The following is a 15,600-nucleotide window of genomic DNA, read 5'->3' as shown; positions in this document are numbered from 1 at the left end:
GACGGACCGGACGCCTTGCCGAGGCTGCGGCCCCCCGATAGCTAGGCCGTACGTGCCTGTTTGATCACACCTGACATACCCCGCGAGACCGAACCGACAAGGCGTCGCTACGATGGCCAGGGCCGGTGGACCGTACCCGGCCGGGCCCGCTGACAGTGAAGCCGGCAGGCCCCAATCCCCGCTCCCGGAGGGTTTTCCGTGCCGGCTGGAACGCTGTACCGCGGCCGGGAAGGCATGTGGTCCTGGGTGGCTCATCGAGTCACCGGCGTCCTCATTTTCTTCTTCCTGTTCGTGCACGTCCTCGACACCGCGCTCGTCCGTGTCTCTCCCGAGGCATACGACGACGTCGTCGCGACGTACAAGACACCGATCGTCGCCGTGATGGAATACGGCCTCGTCGCCGCCATCCTCTTCCACGCGCTCAACGGCCTCCGCGTCGTCGCCGTGGACTTCTGGTCCAAGGGCCCGAAGTACCAGAAGCAGATGCTCTGGACCGTCATGAGCATCTGGATCGTGCTGATGGCCGGGGCTATCTACCCCGTCCTCGGGCACGCCGCACGCGAACTGTTCGGGAGCTGACGTCTGATGTCCGCTGACACCTCTTCCGCGGTCGATCCCGTCGAGGGCGTGAGCCTGTACGACGTGGACAATCCGGCGCCGGTCATCGAGCCGCCCCGCAAGCGCACCAAGAAGACGCCGAAGTCGACCCGCACCAACTTCGAGCTCTACGGCTGGCTGTTCATGCGGCTGTCCGGCGTCGTGCTCGTCGTCCTCGTGCTGGGCCACCTGCTGATCCAGCTCGTCCTCGACGGCGGCGTCAGCAAGGTCGGCTTCGCCTTCGTGGCCGGCCGCTGGGCCTCGCCGTTCTGGCAGGGCTGGGACCTGCTCATGCTGTGGCTGGCCATGCTGCACGGCGCCAACGGCCTGCGCACGGTCATCAACGACTACGCGGAGCGGCCCAAGACCCGCTTCTGGCTGAAGAACCTGCTGTACGCGGCCACGGTGTTCACCGTCCTGCTGGGCACGCTGGTGATCTTCACCTTCGACCCGAACATCCGCTAGAGCCCGGGGCTGACGCGACCATGAAGATCCACAAGTACGACACCGTCATCGTCGGCGCCGGTGGCGCCGGCATGCGCGCGGCCATCGAGTCGACCAAGCGCAGCCGCACCGCGGTCCTGACGAAGCTCTACCCGACCCGCTCCCACACGGGTGCCGCGCAGGGCGGCATGGCCGCCGCGCTGGCCAACGTGGAAGAGGACAACTGGGAGTGGCACACCTTCGACACGATCAAGGGCGGCGACTACCTGGTCGACCAGGACGCCGCCGAGATCCTGGCGAAGGAGGCCATCGACGCGGTCCTCGACCTGGAGAAGATGGGCCTGCCGTTCAACCGCACCCCGGACGGCACCATCGACCAGCGCCGCTTCGGCGGTCACAGCCGTAACCACGGCGAGGCCCCGGTCCGCCGGTCCTGCTACGCCGCGGACCGCACCGGCCACATGATCCTCCAGACGCTGTACCAGAACTGCGTCAAGGAGGGCGTGGAGTTCTTCAACGAGTTCTACGTCCTGGACCAGCTCATCACCGAGGTCGACGGCGTCAAGAAGTCGGCCGGCGTGGTGGCCTACGAGCTCGCCACCGGCGAGATCCACGTCTTCCAGGCGAAGGCCGTCATCTACGCCTCCGGCGGCACCGGCAAGTTCTTCAAGGTGACCTCCAACGCCCACACCCTGACCGGTGACGGCCAGGCCGCGTGCTACCGCCGTGGTCTGCCGCTGGAGGACATGGAGTTCTTCCAGTTCCACCCGACGGGCATCTGGCGCATGGGCATCCTGCTGACGGAGGGCGCCCGTGGTGAGGGCGGCATCCTCCGCAACAAGGACGGCGAGCGCTTCATGGAGAAGTACGCGCCGGTCATGAAGGACCTCGCGTCCCGTGACGTCGTCTCGCGCTCCATCTACACGGAGATCCGCGAAGGCCGTGGCTGCGGTCCCGAGGGCGACCACGTCTACCTCGACCTCACCCACCTGCCGCCGGAGCAGCTCGACGCCAAGCTCCCGGACATCACCGAGTTCGCGCGCACGTACCTCGGCATCGAGCCCTACACGGACCCGATCCCGATCCAGCCCACCGCGCACTACGCCATGGGCGGCATCCCGACCAACGTCGCGGGTGAGGTGCTGGCCGACAACGACACCGTCGTCCCCGGCCTGTACGCCGCCGGCGAGGTCGCCTGCGTGTCCGTGCACGGTGCCAACCGCCTCGGCACCAACTCGCTGCTGGACATCAACGTCTTCGGCAAGCGGGCGGGCATCGCGGCGGCCGAGTACTCCGCGAAGGCCGACTACGTCGAGCTGCCGGAGAACCCGGCGCAGCTCGTCGCGGACCAGGTCGAGCGGCTGCGCAACTCCACCGGCAACGAGCGGGTCGCCGTGCTCCGCAAGGAGCTGCAGGAGACCATGGACGCCAACGTGATGGTGTTCCGCACCGAGCAGACGATCAAGACGGCCGTCGAGAAGATCGCCGAGCTGCGCGAGCGCTACCTGAACGTTTCCGTCCAGGACAAGGGCAAGCGGTTCAACACCGACCTGCTGGAGGCCATCGAGCTGGGCAACCTGCTCGACCTGGCCGAGGTCATGGCCGTGTCCGCACTGGCGCGCAAGGAGTCCCGCGGCGGTCACTACCGCGAGGACTACCCCAACCGCGACGACGTCAACTTCATGCGGCACACCATGGCGTACCGCGAGGTCGACGCGGACGGCACGGACTCGATCCGCCTCGACTACAAGCCGGTCGTCCAGACCCGCTACCAGCCGATGGAGCGTAAGTACTGATGAGCACCACGACGCTCGAGAAGAGCGCTGCCTCGGCCGAGTCCGAGGCCCCCGCGCACCTGATCACGGTCACCTTCCGGGTCCGCCGGTTCAACCCGGAGATCTCCGACCAGGCGACCTGGCAGGACTTCCAGCTGGAGATCGACCCCAAGGAGCGGGTCCTCGACGGCCTCCACAAGATCAAGTGGGACCACGACGGCACGCTGACCTTCCGTCGCTCCTGCGCGCACGGCATCTGCGGCTCCGACGCGATGCGGATCAACGGCAAGAACCGCCTGGCGTGCAAGACGCTGATCAAGGACCTCAACCCGTCCAAGCCGATCACGGTCGAGCCCATCAAGGGCCTCACGGTCCTGAAGGACCTCGTGGTCGACATGGAGCCGTTCTTCCAGGCGTACCGCGACGTCATGCCGTTCCTCATCACCAAGGGGAACGAGCCGACGCGTGAGCGCCTGCAGACGGCGGAGGACCGCGAGCGGTTCGACGACACCACCAAGTGCATCCTGTGCGCCGCGTGCACGTCGTCCTGCCCGGTGTTCTGGAACGACGGCCAGTACTTCGGCCCGGCGGCCATCGTCAACGCCCACCGCTTCATCTTCGACTCGCGTGACGAGGCCGGCGAGCAGCGGCTGGAGATCCTGAACGACAAGGACGGCGTCTGGCGCTGCCGCACGACGTTCAACTGCACGGACGCCTGCCCGCGTGGCATCGAGGTCACGAAGGCGATCCAGGAAGTCAAGCGCGCGCTGATCACGCGCCGGTTCTGACTTCCGGTCGGGTCTGTACGCCCGAGGGCCCCGCTTTCGTCGATACGACGGGGGCGGGGCCCTCGGGCGTTCCCGGACGGGCTGGAAATCCAGCCCGTCCGGCGTTTGAGGGCCGGGGTCCGGGGCGGAGCCCCGGTTACGCAGGCCGCATGGCCGACGTCACCCCGCGCAGGGCCTCGCGCTTGCGCGCCAGCTCGGCCATCTGCTCCTCCACCCGCGACATCTGCTCGTCCACGACCTGGACGGAGTGCTCGCAGGCGAGCAGCCCCGGCCCGCCCTGGGCGCAAGGCAGCAGGTCCCGGATGGCCTCGGTCGTCAGACCGCCGGTGAGGAGCTCACGGATGCGCGTCACGCGCTCGACCGCGTCGGCCCCGTAGCGCCGGTAGTCGTTGGAGTCCCGCTCGGAGACGAGCAGGCCCTGCCCCTCGTAGTAGCGCAGCAGCCGGGGGCTCACCCCGGTACGCCGTGACAGTTCACCGATCCGCATTTCGCGACTTCCCCCACCTGGCTTGACCTTGACACTGATGTCATACGGCAATCTCCTGCCCATGACACAGATTCCCGCGTCCCTCGCCACCACCGTCCACGGCTCCGGTCCCGGCATCCTGCTCGCGCACGGTGCGGGCGGCAGCATCGAGGGCAACTACCTGCCGATTATCCCGGCCCTCGCCGAGCGCCACACCGTGGTGGCCCCCGACTACCCCGGCTCCGGCGGCACGCCCCGCGCGAGCGAGCCGCTGACCCTCGACGGCCTCGCCGACGCCGTGGTCGCCTCCGCCACCGAGGCGGGCCTGGAGACGTTCACCCTGGTCGGCTACTCGCTGGGCACGATGGTGTCCGTACGGGCGGCCGCCCGGTACCCGGAGCGGGTGCGCGGACTGGTGCTGACGGCCGGTCTGGCCAAGGCCGACAACCGGCTGCTCGCCTCCCTGGACATCTGGCGGAAGCTGCTGGCCGACGGGGACCGGGAGACGTTCGCGCGCTTCGTCGCCCTCAGCGGCTTCGGCGAGCCGTTCTTCAACGCCGTGCCCACCGAGCAGCTCGGCTCCTTCTACGAGCAGCTCGCCGCGGGCATCCCGGACGGTGCCGCCGACCAGGCGGCCGTCGTACAGACCGCGGACACCACGGGTGACCTGGCCGGGATCTCCGTACCCACCCTGGTCATCGCCACCACCCTGGACACCCTGGCCTCGCCCGCGGGCTCCCGCGTGCTCGCGGACCGGATCCCCGGCGCCGAGTACGCCGAGCTCGAGGCCGGCCACGTCCCCATGGCCGAACGGCCCGAGGAGTGGCAGAAGCTGATCACGAGCTTCCTGGACAAGCACGGTCTGTAGCAGGCGCACTGACCACCGGTCAGATGCGGCCCAGCTGCCACAGTCGCCACGTTCCCGTGCCGTCCGAGAGGTACTGCGTGCCGGAGACGGCGGAGCCGCTGAGGGCGTAGTCCTTCTTCTGCCACAGCGGCAGGAGGGGCACGTCCTCGGCGACGATCTTCTGGATGTCCCGGAAGGTGCCGGCGACCCGGCCGCGCTGTTCGTTCCGCTGGCTCGCCTCGATCAGCCGGTCGACGCGGGGGCTGGAATAGCCCGAGTGCAGGGCGTTGCCCGCACCGACCAGGGGGCTGGTGAAGGTGTCCGGGTCGGGGAAGTCGGCGACCCAGCTGACGCAGTACGCGTCGTACGCCCCACGGGCATAGCCCTTCTGGAACTCCGTCCAGCCCACGCGCCGGGTGGTCACCTCGAACAGCCCGCTCGCCTCCAGCTGCTTCTTGAGCAGCGCCGCCTCCTGGTCCGTGGCGGCGCCCTGCGAATAGGCGAGGGTGAAGCGGACCGGCAGCTGGATCCCGGCCTCCCGCAGCAACTGCCGGGCCTTGGCCGGGTCAGGCCTGGGGTAGCGGTCGTAGAAGGACGTGGTGTGGCCGGTGAGGCCCGTCGGGACGAGGGAGTACAGCGGCTCGACCGTCCGGCGGTGGACGTCACGGGCGAGGGTCTCGCGGTTGACGACCGAGGCGACGGCCCGGCGCACCGCGACGTCCTTCACGGGCGAGCCGTCCCGCAGGTTGAAGACCAGGTTGCGGGTGCTGGCCGCCGCGGTCTCCATGACCTTCACGTCCGAGTCGGCGGGGGAGAGCGCCGCGATGTCCGTCGGCGGCATCGAGCGGGCGGCGACGTCGATGGACCGCCGCTGCCACGCCTGGCTCATCCGCTCCGCATCGGCGAAGTAGCGCACGACCACCGGGGAGCCCTTGCGTTTCATGCCGCCCCGGTACTGCTCGGCGGGGGTCAGCTCGGCGCTCGCGCCCGGCCGGTACTTCTTCAGGACGTACGGGCCCGAGCCGTCCACCTCGTCGCCCGTGCGGAGCCGGTCCGCGGGGTAGCGGGTGCTGTCGACGATCGCCCCGCCGCCGGTGGCTATCTTGAACGGGAAGGTGGCGTCCGGCACCTTCAGCCGGAAGGTCACCTTGTCGTCGCCCGAGGTCTCGACCGACCGGAGGGTCTCCAGCAGCGACCGGGGACCCTGATCCGACTTGATGCGCAGGATGCGGTCGAAGGAGAACTTCACGTCCTTCGCCGTCAGCCCCCGCCCGTTCGAGAACTTCAGCCCGGGCCGCAGCACGCACTCGTACGTGCGTAACTGGTCCTGGAAGCCGCAGCGCTCCGCCGCGTCCGGCACCGGGGTGCTGGAGCCCGCGGCGAAGGTCAACAGTGACTGATACACGTTGCTGTACAGCGCCCAGGAGCCCGCGTCGTACGCTCCCGCCGGGTCGAGCGAGCTGACCGTGTCGGTCGTGCCGACCGAGATCGGCTCCTGTTTCTTCGTCTCGGGCGATAAGAGCGAGCAGCCTCCGACCCCGACCGCCAGCAGTAAAACGCCCACCGCACTTGTTGTAGCCGCCCGAACCCGGACCCCGCGCACCCCGTGCCCCCTCCGCCCAGTGATGCGCATCACCTAAACACACGAACGGACGTACGTCCCGGGAATCGGCCAAGTGATCGTCAAGTGCTCCCGGGCGGTCGGCTATGAGCTGCGCCGCAACGCCCTGACGCCACGCAACCCGATGACCCCGACAGCCGTCCCCAGAAGAAACGAGGTGATCGCGAGCAGCAGATGGACCCAGAAGTACGCGGTCGGATCGCCTGCGTCGTCAAAGGCGAGCCCGCTGCCGTCCTTCCAGAGGTTCTTGACGAAAGTGATCCAGATGAACCAGCTCCACACCCCGAAGGCGAGCAGGAACCAGGCCACGGGGCGAGAGAGGGTGAAACCCGCGCGCGGGGAGTCCTCGGAAGAGTTCGGCATGGGTTTCAGTATGCGTTCGGACCGGCGCACTGGTCCTATCGGGTCCACGCCGGGGGCACACGCCGGTGAGGCGCCCTCCTCCGGGTACGGACCTGGAGGTACGTTCACGAACGTGCCGACGACGACATCACACTCCCCGCGGTGCGCCGCGCCGCGCCGCCGCGCCGCCGCTCTGGCCGCAGCCCTGTTGATCCCCGCCCTGACCGCCACCCCGGCCCTGGCCGACGAGAAGAAGGACGACAAGGGCAGGCCGCCCGCCCAGCCGCCCGCCCGGATGTCGACCGTCGGCGGTGAGCTGCTGGGCAAGCCCGGCACCCAGGTGCGGCTGGGCCCCGGTGCGCCTTCCCTGCCCAAGGAGCTCACCGGCCGCTCGTGGCTGGTCGCGGACGCCGAGTCCGGCGAGGTGCTCGCCGCGCACAACGCCCACTGGGAGCTGCCCCCCGCCTCGACCCTGAAGATGCTCTTCGCGGACACCGTGCTGCCGAAGTTCCCCAAGAACCGGCAGTACAAGGTCAAGCCCAGCGATCTGGCGGGCATGGGCGAGGGCAGCAGCCTGGTCGGGGTCAAGGAGGACCAGACCTACTCCGTCCGCGATCTGTGGCTCGGCGTCTTCCTGCGCTCGGGCAACGACGCGGTGCGCGTGCTGGCCTCGATGAACGGCGGCATCCCACAGACCGTCAAGGACATGCAGGCGCACGCCGAGGCGCTCCAGGCGAAGGACACCCACGTCGTCAGCCCGGACGGCTACGACGCGGAGGGCCAGGTCTCCAGCGCGTACGACCTGACGCTCTTCGCCCGCTCCGGCCTCCAGAAGGCGGACTTCCGCGAGTACTGCTCCACGGCGTACGCGAAGTTCCCGGGCGAGATGAAGAAGGACGGCAAGCGGGACACGTTCGACATCATGAACACCAACCGGCTGCTGACCGGTGCGAGCGGGGTGACCGCGTACAAGGGCATGGCGGGCGTCAAGAACGGCAGCACCACCAACGCCGGCAACACCTTCACCGGCGTCGCCCAGCACGACGGCCGCAAGCTGCTGGTCACCGTCATGAACCCGGAGAACCGGGAGGCCAACGAGGTCTACAAGGAGACCGCGCGCCTGCTGGACTGGGGCTTCGAGGCGGCCGGGCACGTCAAGCCGGTCGGCCATCTGGTGCCGCCGCCGGGCGTGGCCGACAAGACCGGCCGGAGCAGTGTCCCCGGCACGGCCGACAGCTCCCAGGCGTCGGTCGCCGGATCGGGCGGCGGGATGTGGACGGCGGTCGGGATCACGCTGGCTTCGCTGGCGGCGGTGGCGGTGGCGGGGTTCGCCGTGCACCGTCGCTGGCCCCTGCCGGACCGGAGCCGACGCCAGGGCTGACCTCCCCGGCGGACCGGCCGGGGCCGGCGGGGGAGACCTCCTCGGCCCCGTCCTCCGCCGCGGGGACCTCGCCGTGCGGCGTGGCCGTCCAGGCGGCGCAGAAGAGCGTCAGCCGGGCCGTGAAGTTGATCCACAGCAGCAGCGCGACCGGGGTGCCGAACGCCCCGTACATGCTCTTCGCGGCCACTCCCTGGAGATAGCCGCTCAACAGCAGCTTGAGCAGCTCGAAGCCGACCGCGCCGAGCAGCGCGGCGATGACGAGCCGGCGCCGTTCGGGCAGGACGCCGGGCAGCCGCGACAGGACGTAGAGCATCATCACGAAGTCGGCGAGCACGGCGGCGCCGAAGCCCGCCGCCGTCAGCAGCGGCGCGCCGGCCCCGCCGTCGGCGAGCCCGGTCTTCTCGACGACCCAGCCCACCGCCGCCGAGGCGAACGCCGAGCAGCCGGCCGACACCAGCGCCACCCCGCCGAGGCCGATGAGCACGGCCGCGTCCTTGAGCTTGAGCAGGAAGGGGTTGCCGGGGGCCTCCTCCAGCTCCCACACGGCGCGCAGGCACTCGCGCAGCGTCCCGATCCAGTTGACGCCGGTGACCAGCAGCAGGGCACCGGCGACGAGCCCGACCGTGCCCGCGTTGTCGACGAGGGTGCTGAGGTCGAGCTGGCCGGCGATGCCGGGCACCTGCTCGGCGGCCTTGTCCTCCAGCGTCCGCAGCTGCGCGTCGTCGAGGACGGCCGCGCCGATCGCCGCGCCGACGGTGATCAGGGGGAACAGCGCGAGGAAGCTGGTGTAGGTGATCGCGCCGGCGAGCCGTGCCCACTTCGCCCGGTCGAGGGTCTCGTAGGAGCGCCACACATGGGTGCGCATCAGCCGGACGATCAGGGGTCCGATCCACGGCAGCCGGGTCAACCAGTCCATGGGCGACACCTAACCACTTCAGGGCCGGACACCCTGTCCCCCGAAAGCGTGAGCGGGCAGCGTCGGGAGGGTGTGACGGCGGAGCGGGGCGCGGGGGAGGGGCGGGAAGAAGCGCGGGCCGGGGCCCCGGCGCCCGCGTCAGCGGGAGGTCGCGGGAGGGCGCACTACACCCTGATGAGGTACGCCGGGCGCCATGGACGCAGCGTCCTGCTCACCCTGCCCGAAAGGGTATTCACGCTCCAGCCGCCAGACGCCGTCCGCGCCCTGTTCGTAGAGCGCGAAGCCGCCCACCGTCCAGGCGGCCTCGAAGTCCGCCAGCTCCTCGAACGCCCGGTCCATCGCCTCCTCGGCGATGCCGTGCGCGATGGTGACGTGCGGGTGGTACGGGAACTGCAGCTCGCGGGCGACGGGGCCGGAGGTGTCCCGGATCCGCTTCTGCAGCCAGGCGCAGGCGGAGGAGCCCTCGACCACGTTGACGAAGACGACGGGCGACAGGGGGCGGAACGTACCCGTCCCGGACAGCCGCATCGGGAAGGACCGGCCCGCGGCCGCGACCTCGGCCAGATGGGCCTCGATCGTGGGCAGGCAGGAGCCGTCGACCTCGGTCGGCGGGAGCAGGGTGACGTGCGTGGGGATGCCGTGTGCGTGCGGGTCGCCGAAGCCCTCGCGCCGCTTCTGGAGGAAGCTGCCGTACGGCTCCGGGACCGCGATCGAAACGCCGAGCGTTACGGTCCCCATTGCGTTCTCCCTCCTGTGCAGCCTGTACGTCCCCGTGGCCAGTGTGGCCGCTGAGCCACACCTGTCGCCAGGTCCCTCGGTCCTTCGCGCGCGGGACCCAGGGCCCCGCGCGCTCCGTGACCGTCCCGTCACCGGTGGTGCGGGCCGGTCCTCACCGGCCCGGTGACCGGTGCTTCAGTGCTTGGCGGGCAGGAAACCCACCATGTCGTAGGCCCGGGCCAGGGTCTCGCCCGCCACCGCGCGGGCCTTCTCGGCGCCCTTGGCCAGGACAGAGTCCAGCGTCTCGGGGTCGTCGAGATATTCCTGGGTGCGGGCCCGGAACGGGGTGACCCACTCCACCATGGCCTCGGCCAGATCCGTCTTCAGCGCACCGTAACCCTTGCCCTCGTACTTCTGCTCCAATTCCGCTACACCCGTTCCGGTGAGCGTGGAGTAGATCGTGAGCAGGTTGCTGATGCCCGGCTTGTTCTGGGCGTCGAAGCGGATCACGGTGTCGGTGTCGGTGACCGCGCTCTTGATCTTCTTGGCGGAGACCTTGGGCTCGTCGAGCAGGTTGATCAGGCCCTTGGTGCTCGACGCCGACTTGCTCATCTTCGACGTCGGGTCCTGCAGGTCGTAGATCTTCGCGGTCTCGCGGACGATGTGCGCCGACGGCATCGTGAACGTCTCGCCGAACCGGGTGTTGAAGCGCTCGGCCAGGTCGCGGGTCAGCTCGACGTGCTGACGCTGGTCCTCGCCCACCGGCACGGAGTCGGCCTGGTAGAGCAGGATGTCGGCGACCTGGAGCACGGGGTAGGTGAACAGGCCGACGGTGGTGCGGTCGGCGCCCTGCTTCGCGGACTTGTCCTTGAACTGCGTCATGCGCGAGGCCTCGCCGAAGCCGGTGAGGCAGTTCATCACCCAGGCGAGCTGGGCGTGCTCGGGCACGTGGCTCTGGACGAAGAGGGTGCAGCGGTCCGGGTCGAGGCCGGCGGCCAGCAGCTGGGCGGCGGCGACGCGGGTGTTGGCCCGCAGCTCCTTCGGGTCCTGCGGCACGGTGATCGCGTGCAGGTCGACGACCATGTAGAAGGCATCGTGGGTCTCTTGCAGCGCCACGTACTGCCGGACGGCACCGAGGTAGTTCCCGAGGTGGAACGAGCCTGCGGTGGGCTGGATACCGGAGAGAGCGCGCGGACGATCAAGGGCCATGCACACATTCTCTCAGGTGCGGAACCGGACTCGGTCCGGCGGTACGGGTGGGGGTGTAGAAAGTGAAGAGCAGCATGCCCCGACACCGAACGGAGCACACGTTGACCTTCACGCAAGACAGCATCGCGGCCGCCGAGGAACACAGCGCCCACAACTACCATCCGCTGCCGGTCGTCGTGGCGACCGCCGAGGGTGCGTGGATGACCGACGTCGAGGGGCGTCGCTATCTGGACATGCTCGCCGGCTACTCGGCGCTCAACTTCGGCCATGGCAACCGCCGGCTGATCGACGCGGCGAAGGCACAACTGGAACGGGTGACACTCACTTCGCGCGCCTTCCACCACGACCGGTTCGCCGAATTCTGCACCGAGCTGGCCGCGCTGTGCGGCAAGGACATGGTGCTGCCCATGAACACCGGGGCGGAGGCGGTCGAGACGGCCGTGAAGACCGCCCGTAAGTGGGGCTACCGCGTCAAGGGCGTGCCGGACGGCCGGGCGAAGATCGTCGTGGCCGACAACAACTTCCACGGCCGCACGACGACGATCGTCAGCTTCTCCACCGACCCCGAGGCCCGCGCGGACTACGGCCCGTACACCCCGGGCTTCGAGATCGTCCCGTACGGCGATCTGGCGGCGCTGGAGGCCGCGGTGGACGAGAACACCGTCGCCGTGCTGCTGGAGCCGATCCAGGGCGAGGCCGGGGTGCTCGTGCCGCCGGCCGGCTATCTCGCGGGCGTACGACGGCTGACCGCCGAGCGGAACGTGCTGTTCATGGCCGACGAGATCCAGTCGGGGCTGGGGCGCACGGGGAAGACCTTCGCGTGCGAGCACGAGGACGTGGTGCCCGACGTCTACATCCTGGGCAAGGCGCTCGGCGGCGGTGTGGTGCCGGTCTCCGCCGTGGTGGCCTCCCGGGAGATCCTCGGCGTCTACCGCCCGGGCGAGCACGGTTCGACCTTCGGCGGAAACCCGCTGGCGTGCGCCGTGGCCCTGGAGGTCGTGGCGATCCTCAAGTCCGGCGAGTTCCAGCAGCGCGCGACCGAGCTGGGCGAGCACCTCCACCACGAACTGGGCCTGTTGGTGGGCGGCGGCGCGGTCGAGGCGGTCCGCGGCCGCGGCCTGTGGGCGGGCGTCGACATCGCCCCCTCCCACGGCACGGGCCGGCGGATCTCGGAGCGGCTGATGGACCGTGGCGTGCTGGTCAAGGACACCCACGGCTCGACGATCCGGATCGCACCGCCGCTGATGATCAGCAAGGAGGACCTGGACTGGGGGCTGGACCAGCTCAGGGCGGTACTGGAGGGGTGAGGGGGCGGGGGTGAGCGTGGCGGCCCGCCCCCTTCCTCGTGCGTCTCCCCGCTCTGCGTCAGCGTTCTACGTCAGCGCTCTACGTCAGCGCTCTACGTCAGCGTCGCCCATTGCGAGACCGGCCGGTCGCCGCTGACGAGGGTGTCGGCGTGTCCCACGCCGTGGTCGATCTCGATGATCCGGTAGTGGTCGCCGCTGAACGCCCAGTAGCGGCTCTTGTCGTCCACGCCCTGGTGATCGGGGACCGGCAGGAAGGCGTCCACGTGGGTCCAGCCCTCGAACGCCGCCCACTGGCCGACCGGCCGGTCGGGGGTGATGATGGTGTTCGCGTGCGCGGGGCCGTCCTCGACCTCGATGAGCCGGTAGCGGTCGCCGCAGAACACCCAGTAGCGGCTGGTGCCGTTGACGCGCTGGTGACCGGGCACGGGCAGGACGGCGTCCAGGAACGAGAACCCGTCGAGGGCCGACCAGTCACGGATCGGGCGGTCCTCGCCGAGTGCCCGGTTGGCGTGGGCGGGACCGTCCTCGATGGCGATCTTCCGGTAGCGGTCGCCGGAGAAGACCCAGAACTCGCTCGTGGGTTCCGTGCCCTCCCCGCCGTCCAGCGGCCCGATCCGCTGTCGGTCGGGGACCGGCCAGATGGTGTCGAGGGCGAGCAGCCCGTCGAGCGCCGGGCACGTCGAGATCGGCCGGTCGCGGGTGACGACGGTGGTGGTGCGGTCGGGGGCGTCGGAGATCTCGATGAGCCGGTAGCGGTCGCCTTTGAACGCCCAGAAGCGGCTCCTGCCGTCGACGCGCTGCTGGTCGGGAACGGGCAGGACGGCGTGCACGACGGCGGCGCGCGAGGCGGGCCGTGCGGCTGGTGGTGCGGCTGGTGGTGCGGTCGGCTGCGCGACGGGCTGCGGGGCCGGCTGTGCGACGGGTTGTGGGGCTGGTGGCGCGATGGGCTGCGGGGCCGGCTGTGCGACGGGTTGTGGGGCCGGTGGCGCGATGGGCTGTGCGACCGGCTGTGCGACGGGCCGGGTGATCGTGGTCGTCGTGTCCGCCGGGCTGAGGTCGAACAGGCTCCGGACGCCGAAGTACGTGTCGTAGCGGTCGCTCGTCTCGTGGGCCAGCCACTCGCGGACGCTGCCGTCGCCGATCCACCGGGCGACGGCCCCGCCGGGGGCGATCACCTCGATCCCCGTCAGGCAGAGGTTGTCCGGGCCGTTCTTCATCAGCTCGATGCCCGTCGGCGTGCCGAGGTCCTGCTCGAGGACGATGTCGAAGGCGGGGCTGGTGCCGCGCTGGAACGTGCCGAGCATGGTCCACACCGTCGAGCAGCCGTCCCGGAAGACCAGGCGCGCCTGCACCTTCTCGTCGGTGCCCGCCTCGTTGATGTCGGCGACGGCGATCCTGACCTTGTACATCAACACTGCGATCAGCCCCTTCTTTCGCTCGCTCCTGTTGAGAGAAGGGCGCCAGGGATCGGGCGAAATGAAGGGCTGGGCACGCGGCCGGACAGGATTCTTTACATAAAATCAACCCGAACGGGCGCATAAGGAGTGCCGGGGCGGTGCCTCGGGCTCTCAGGCGTCGTAGTCCCTGTCGAAGATCTCGCGGGCCCTCTGGTCCTGCTCGTCGGCCTCCAGTTTGGCCTTGCGGGCGCGTTCCTCGGCCTGTTCCTTGGTCCCGGAGGCCTTGGATTTGGCATCGTCGGCCTTCTGCCGCGCCTTGCCCCGCGCTTTGTCTTCACTACCCATGCTTGATCACTCCCAAGGGGTGACGCGGATCGGGTCTCGCGGAAAGGCTGACACAGCCGGTCAGGGGCCGCATCTCGCGCCTTCGGGGTGATGGCAGGATCGGGGAATGACGACGATCCACGGCGACCTGCTCGCGGCGAAGACCCTGGTGTACGACCCGAGCGGATTCAGCTGCTCGGATCCGGTGCCCGAGGCGGAGAGCGCCGAGTACGCGGCACACGAATTCACCCTGGACGGCCGGTCGGTCAGATTCCGGGTGGCGAAGACGACCCCCACGAAGGTCGGCCAATTCGTCACGGTGTGGAAGCGATCCGCGGGCGGCCCGATCCAGCCCTTCGACGCGGCGGACCCGGTCGACCTCTTCGTCGTCAGCGCCCGGGACGGCGACCGTTTCGGACAGTTCGTCTTTCCACGGGAGGTGCTGCGCGAGCGCGGCATCGTATCGACGGAGGGTGCCGGCGGGAAGCGGGCGTTCCGCGTCTACCCGCCGTGGGTCACGACGACCAATCGCCAGGCGGGCAGCACGCAGAAGTGGCAGACGGAATACTTCCTGCCCGTTCCCGGGGACGGCTCCGTCGACCGGGACCGCGCCCGGGCGCTCTATCACCCGTGAGTCAGGAGTTGTGTCCGCAGTTGTGAGATCAGGTCGTCGTCGACGCCCAGTCGCTCGGTGGCGTATCCGTGCACGGACCCGTACTCGGCGGCCAGATCGGCCAGGAACAACCGCATGACCTCCTCCGGCGCCCGCCCGTATCCCGGCCAGACGAGCTCCCGCGTGGGATGCGCGGCCCGCCAGTCGGCGACCAGCCGCTCGGTGGCCAGTTCGGTGAGCGCGAAGTCCGCGAGAACGTCCTCCTCGGCCACGCCCAGAAGGGAAAGCACCAGAGAGGCGAGGAGACCGGTGCGGTCCTTGCCCGACTGGCAGTGGAAGACGAGCGGCTCGCTGCCGGACGCGATGACGCCGAGAGCCTGCCGGAGCTCCTCGGCCCCGTCGAGGGCGACCTCGGCATAACGGTCGGCGAGATAGCGCCAGGGATCGAGGGCGGGGTCGATCGCCGCCTGGTCGTAGGGCCGGTGCTCGACGCTCAGGTTGTGATAGGCGAGTTGGCTGTGCTCGGGCACGCGGCCACTCCTCGCTATCTCCCAGGGATAGCGCAGATCGATGACCGTGCGCACGCCGAGCGCGAGGAAGCGCTCCCAGTCCTCACCCTGAAGCTTGTGGAGCGAGTCGGACCGATAGAGCCGCCCCCACCGCAGGGTGCGGCCGTCGTCGGTGCGGTAGCCGCCCAAGTCACGGAAGTTGTGCAGTCGTTCGAACTCTATGTGTCGGATCATGGTCGCCACGATATGGCTCCGCCGGGCTTGCGTGTGGGGGGTCTGGGGAGCGGAGCTGTCGGCATCGACGCTCCGGCGGTGCCGTTACGTTCCGGGGGCCTGGTGAGACTTTC

17 protein-coding genes are annotated in these 15,600 nt (G+C 69.7%); 8 read left to right on the top strand and 9 right to left on the bottom strand.

The annotated features are described in order from the left end of the window. Positions 1-198: 198 nt before the first annotated feature. The 4 genes from sdhC to FHS38_RS11155 are packed head-to-tail and all read left to right on the top strand — an operon-like array spanning position 199 to position 3,604. Positions 199-579 carry a succinate dehydrogenase, cytochrome b556 subunit gene (sdhC, locus tag FHS38_RS11170; RefSeq protein WP_184733303.1) on the top strand — a complete coding sequence of 127 codons (381 nt, stop codon included), beginning with the start codon at positions 199-201 and terminating at the stop codon, positions 577-579. 6 nt (positions 580-585) lie between these two features. Next, entirely contained in the window at positions 586-1,062 is a 477-nt protein-coding gene (locus tag FHS38_RS11165) for a succinate dehydrogenase hydrophobic membrane anchor subunit (RefSeq protein WP_184733302.1), read from the top strand. A 20-nt stretch (positions 1,063-1,082) separates the two neighbouring features. Beyond that, positions 1,083-2,837 (top strand): succinate dehydrogenase flavoprotein subunit, encoded by a 1,755-nt coding sequence (sdhA, locus tag FHS38_RS11160; protein ID WP_184733301.1) that lies wholly within the window; start codon positions 1,083-1,085, stop codon positions 2,835-2,837. Beyond that, positions 2,837-3,604, top strand: a complete 768-nt coding sequence (locus tag FHS38_RS11155; protein ID WP_184733300.1) for a succinate dehydrogenase iron-sulfur subunit — start codon at positions 2,837-2,839, stop codon at positions 3,602-3,604. Before sdhA ends, FHS38_RS11155 begins: the two co-directional genes overlap by 1 nt. Before the next feature lie 136 nt (positions 3,605-3,740). Here FHS38_RS11155 and FHS38_RS11150 read toward each other — a convergent pair whose 3' ends face one another. Next, the gene (locus FHS38_RS11150; RefSeq protein ID WP_184733299.1) at positions 3,741-4,091 is read right to left on the bottom strand and encodes a MerR family transcriptional regulator; all 351 of its coding nucleotides are present in this window, start codon (positions 4,089-4,091) and stop codon (positions 3,741-3,743) included. Positions 4,092-4,152: 61 nt separating this feature from the next. Between FHS38_RS11150 and FHS38_RS11145 the strand changes: the two genes are divergently transcribed. After that, complete coding sequence (locus tag FHS38_RS11145) at positions 4,153-4,938, top strand: alpha/beta fold hydrolase (RefSeq protein ID WP_184733298.1); 786 nt, start codon at positions 4,153-4,155, stop codon at positions 4,936-4,938. 19 nt (positions 4,939-4,957) lie between these two features. Here the strand turns inward: FHS38_RS11145 and FHS38_RS11140 are convergent, their stop codons facing one another. After that, positions 4,958-6,520: an ABC transporter substrate-binding protein gene (locus tag FHS38_RS11140; protein WP_373301785.1), complete on the bottom strand. Its 1,563-nt coding sequence runs from the start codon at positions 6,518-6,520 to the stop codon at positions 4,958-4,960. A gap of 102 nt (positions 6,521-6,622) precedes the next feature. Continuing rightward, entirely contained in the window at positions 6,623-6,901 is a 279-nt protein-coding gene (locus FHS38_RS35235) for an SCO4848 family membrane protein (protein ID WP_229822222.1), read from the bottom strand. Between the two features lie 112 nt (positions 6,902-7,013). Here FHS38_RS35235 and FHS38_RS11135 point away from each other — a divergent pair, with 112 nt between their 5' ends. After that, a complete protein-coding gene (locus FHS38_RS11135) occupies positions 7,014-8,261 on the top strand; it encodes a D-alanyl-D-alanine carboxypeptidase family protein (RefSeq protein WP_373301788.1) in 1,248 nt (415 codons plus the stop codon). On the opposite strand, the gene FHS38_RS11130 is transcribed toward FHS38_RS11135, so the two are convergent. The 3 genes from FHS38_RS11130 to trpS all read right to left on the bottom strand — a co-directional run bounded on the left by FHS38_RS11130 (position 8,170) and on the right by trpS (position 11,103). Then, on the bottom strand, positions 8,170-9,177 hold the full coding sequence (locus tag FHS38_RS11130) for a YihY/virulence factor BrkB family protein (RefSeq protein ID WP_184733297.1): 1,008 nt from the start codon (positions 9,175-9,177) through the stop codon (positions 8,170-8,172). The genes FHS38_RS11135 and FHS38_RS11130 overlap by 92 nt on opposite strands. Before the next feature lie 138 nt (positions 9,178-9,315). Then, entirely contained in the window at positions 9,316-9,915 is a 600-nt protein-coding gene (locus FHS38_RS11125) for a 2'-5' RNA ligase family protein (protein ID WP_184733296.1), read from the bottom strand. Positions 9,916-10,089: 174 nt separating this feature from the next. Next, a complete protein-coding gene (gene trpS, locus FHS38_RS11120) occupies positions 10,090-11,103 on the bottom strand; it encodes a tryptophan--tRNA ligase (RefSeq protein WP_184733295.1) in 1,014 nt (337 codons plus the stop codon). A 101-nt stretch (positions 11,104-11,204) separates the two neighbouring features. Between trpS and rocD the strand changes: the two genes are divergently transcribed. Further along, positions 11,205-12,410: an ornithine--oxo-acid transaminase gene (gene rocD, locus FHS38_RS11115; protein ID WP_184733294.1), complete on the top strand. Its 1,206-nt coding sequence runs from the start codon at positions 11,205-11,207 to the stop codon at positions 12,408-12,410. A 92-nt stretch (positions 12,411-12,502) separates the two neighbouring features. Here the strand turns inward: rocD and FHS38_RS11110 are convergent, their stop codons facing one another. After that, positions 12,503-13,819: a PLAT/LH2 domain-containing protein gene (locus tag FHS38_RS11110; protein WP_229822344.1), complete on the bottom strand. Its 1,317-nt coding sequence runs from the start codon at positions 13,817-13,819 to the stop codon at positions 12,503-12,505. A 159-nt stretch (positions 13,820-13,978) separates the two neighbouring features. After that, positions 13,979-14,152 carry an alanine-zipper protein gene (locus FHS38_RS11105; protein WP_184733292.1) on the bottom strand — a complete coding sequence of 58 codons (174 nt, stop codon included), beginning with the start codon at positions 14,150-14,152 and terminating at the stop codon, positions 13,979-13,981. 106 nt (positions 14,153-14,258) lie between these two features. Here FHS38_RS11105 and FHS38_RS11100 point away from each other — a divergent pair, with 106 nt between their 5' ends. Then, on the top strand, positions 14,259-14,765 hold the full coding sequence (locus FHS38_RS11100; protein WP_184733291.1) for a MepB family protein: 507 nt from the start codon (positions 14,259-14,261) through the stop codon (positions 14,763-14,765). On the opposite strand, the gene FHS38_RS11095 is transcribed toward FHS38_RS11100, so the two are convergent. Beyond that, entirely contained in the window at positions 14,756-15,487 is a 732-nt protein-coding gene (locus FHS38_RS11095) for a tyrosine-protein phosphatase (protein ID WP_184733289.1), read from the bottom strand. The two genes, FHS38_RS11100 and FHS38_RS11095, sit on opposite strands and share 10 nt — an antisense overlap. Positions 15,488-15,600 lie beyond the last annotated feature (113 nt).

This window comes from Streptomyces netropsis, assembly GCF_014203545.1.
Classification (GTDB): domain Bacteria; phylum Actinomycetota; class Actinomycetes; order Streptomycetales; family Streptomycetaceae; genus Streptomyces; species Streptomyces netropsis.
This window is presented reverse-complemented; position numbering and strand designations above follow the sequence as displayed.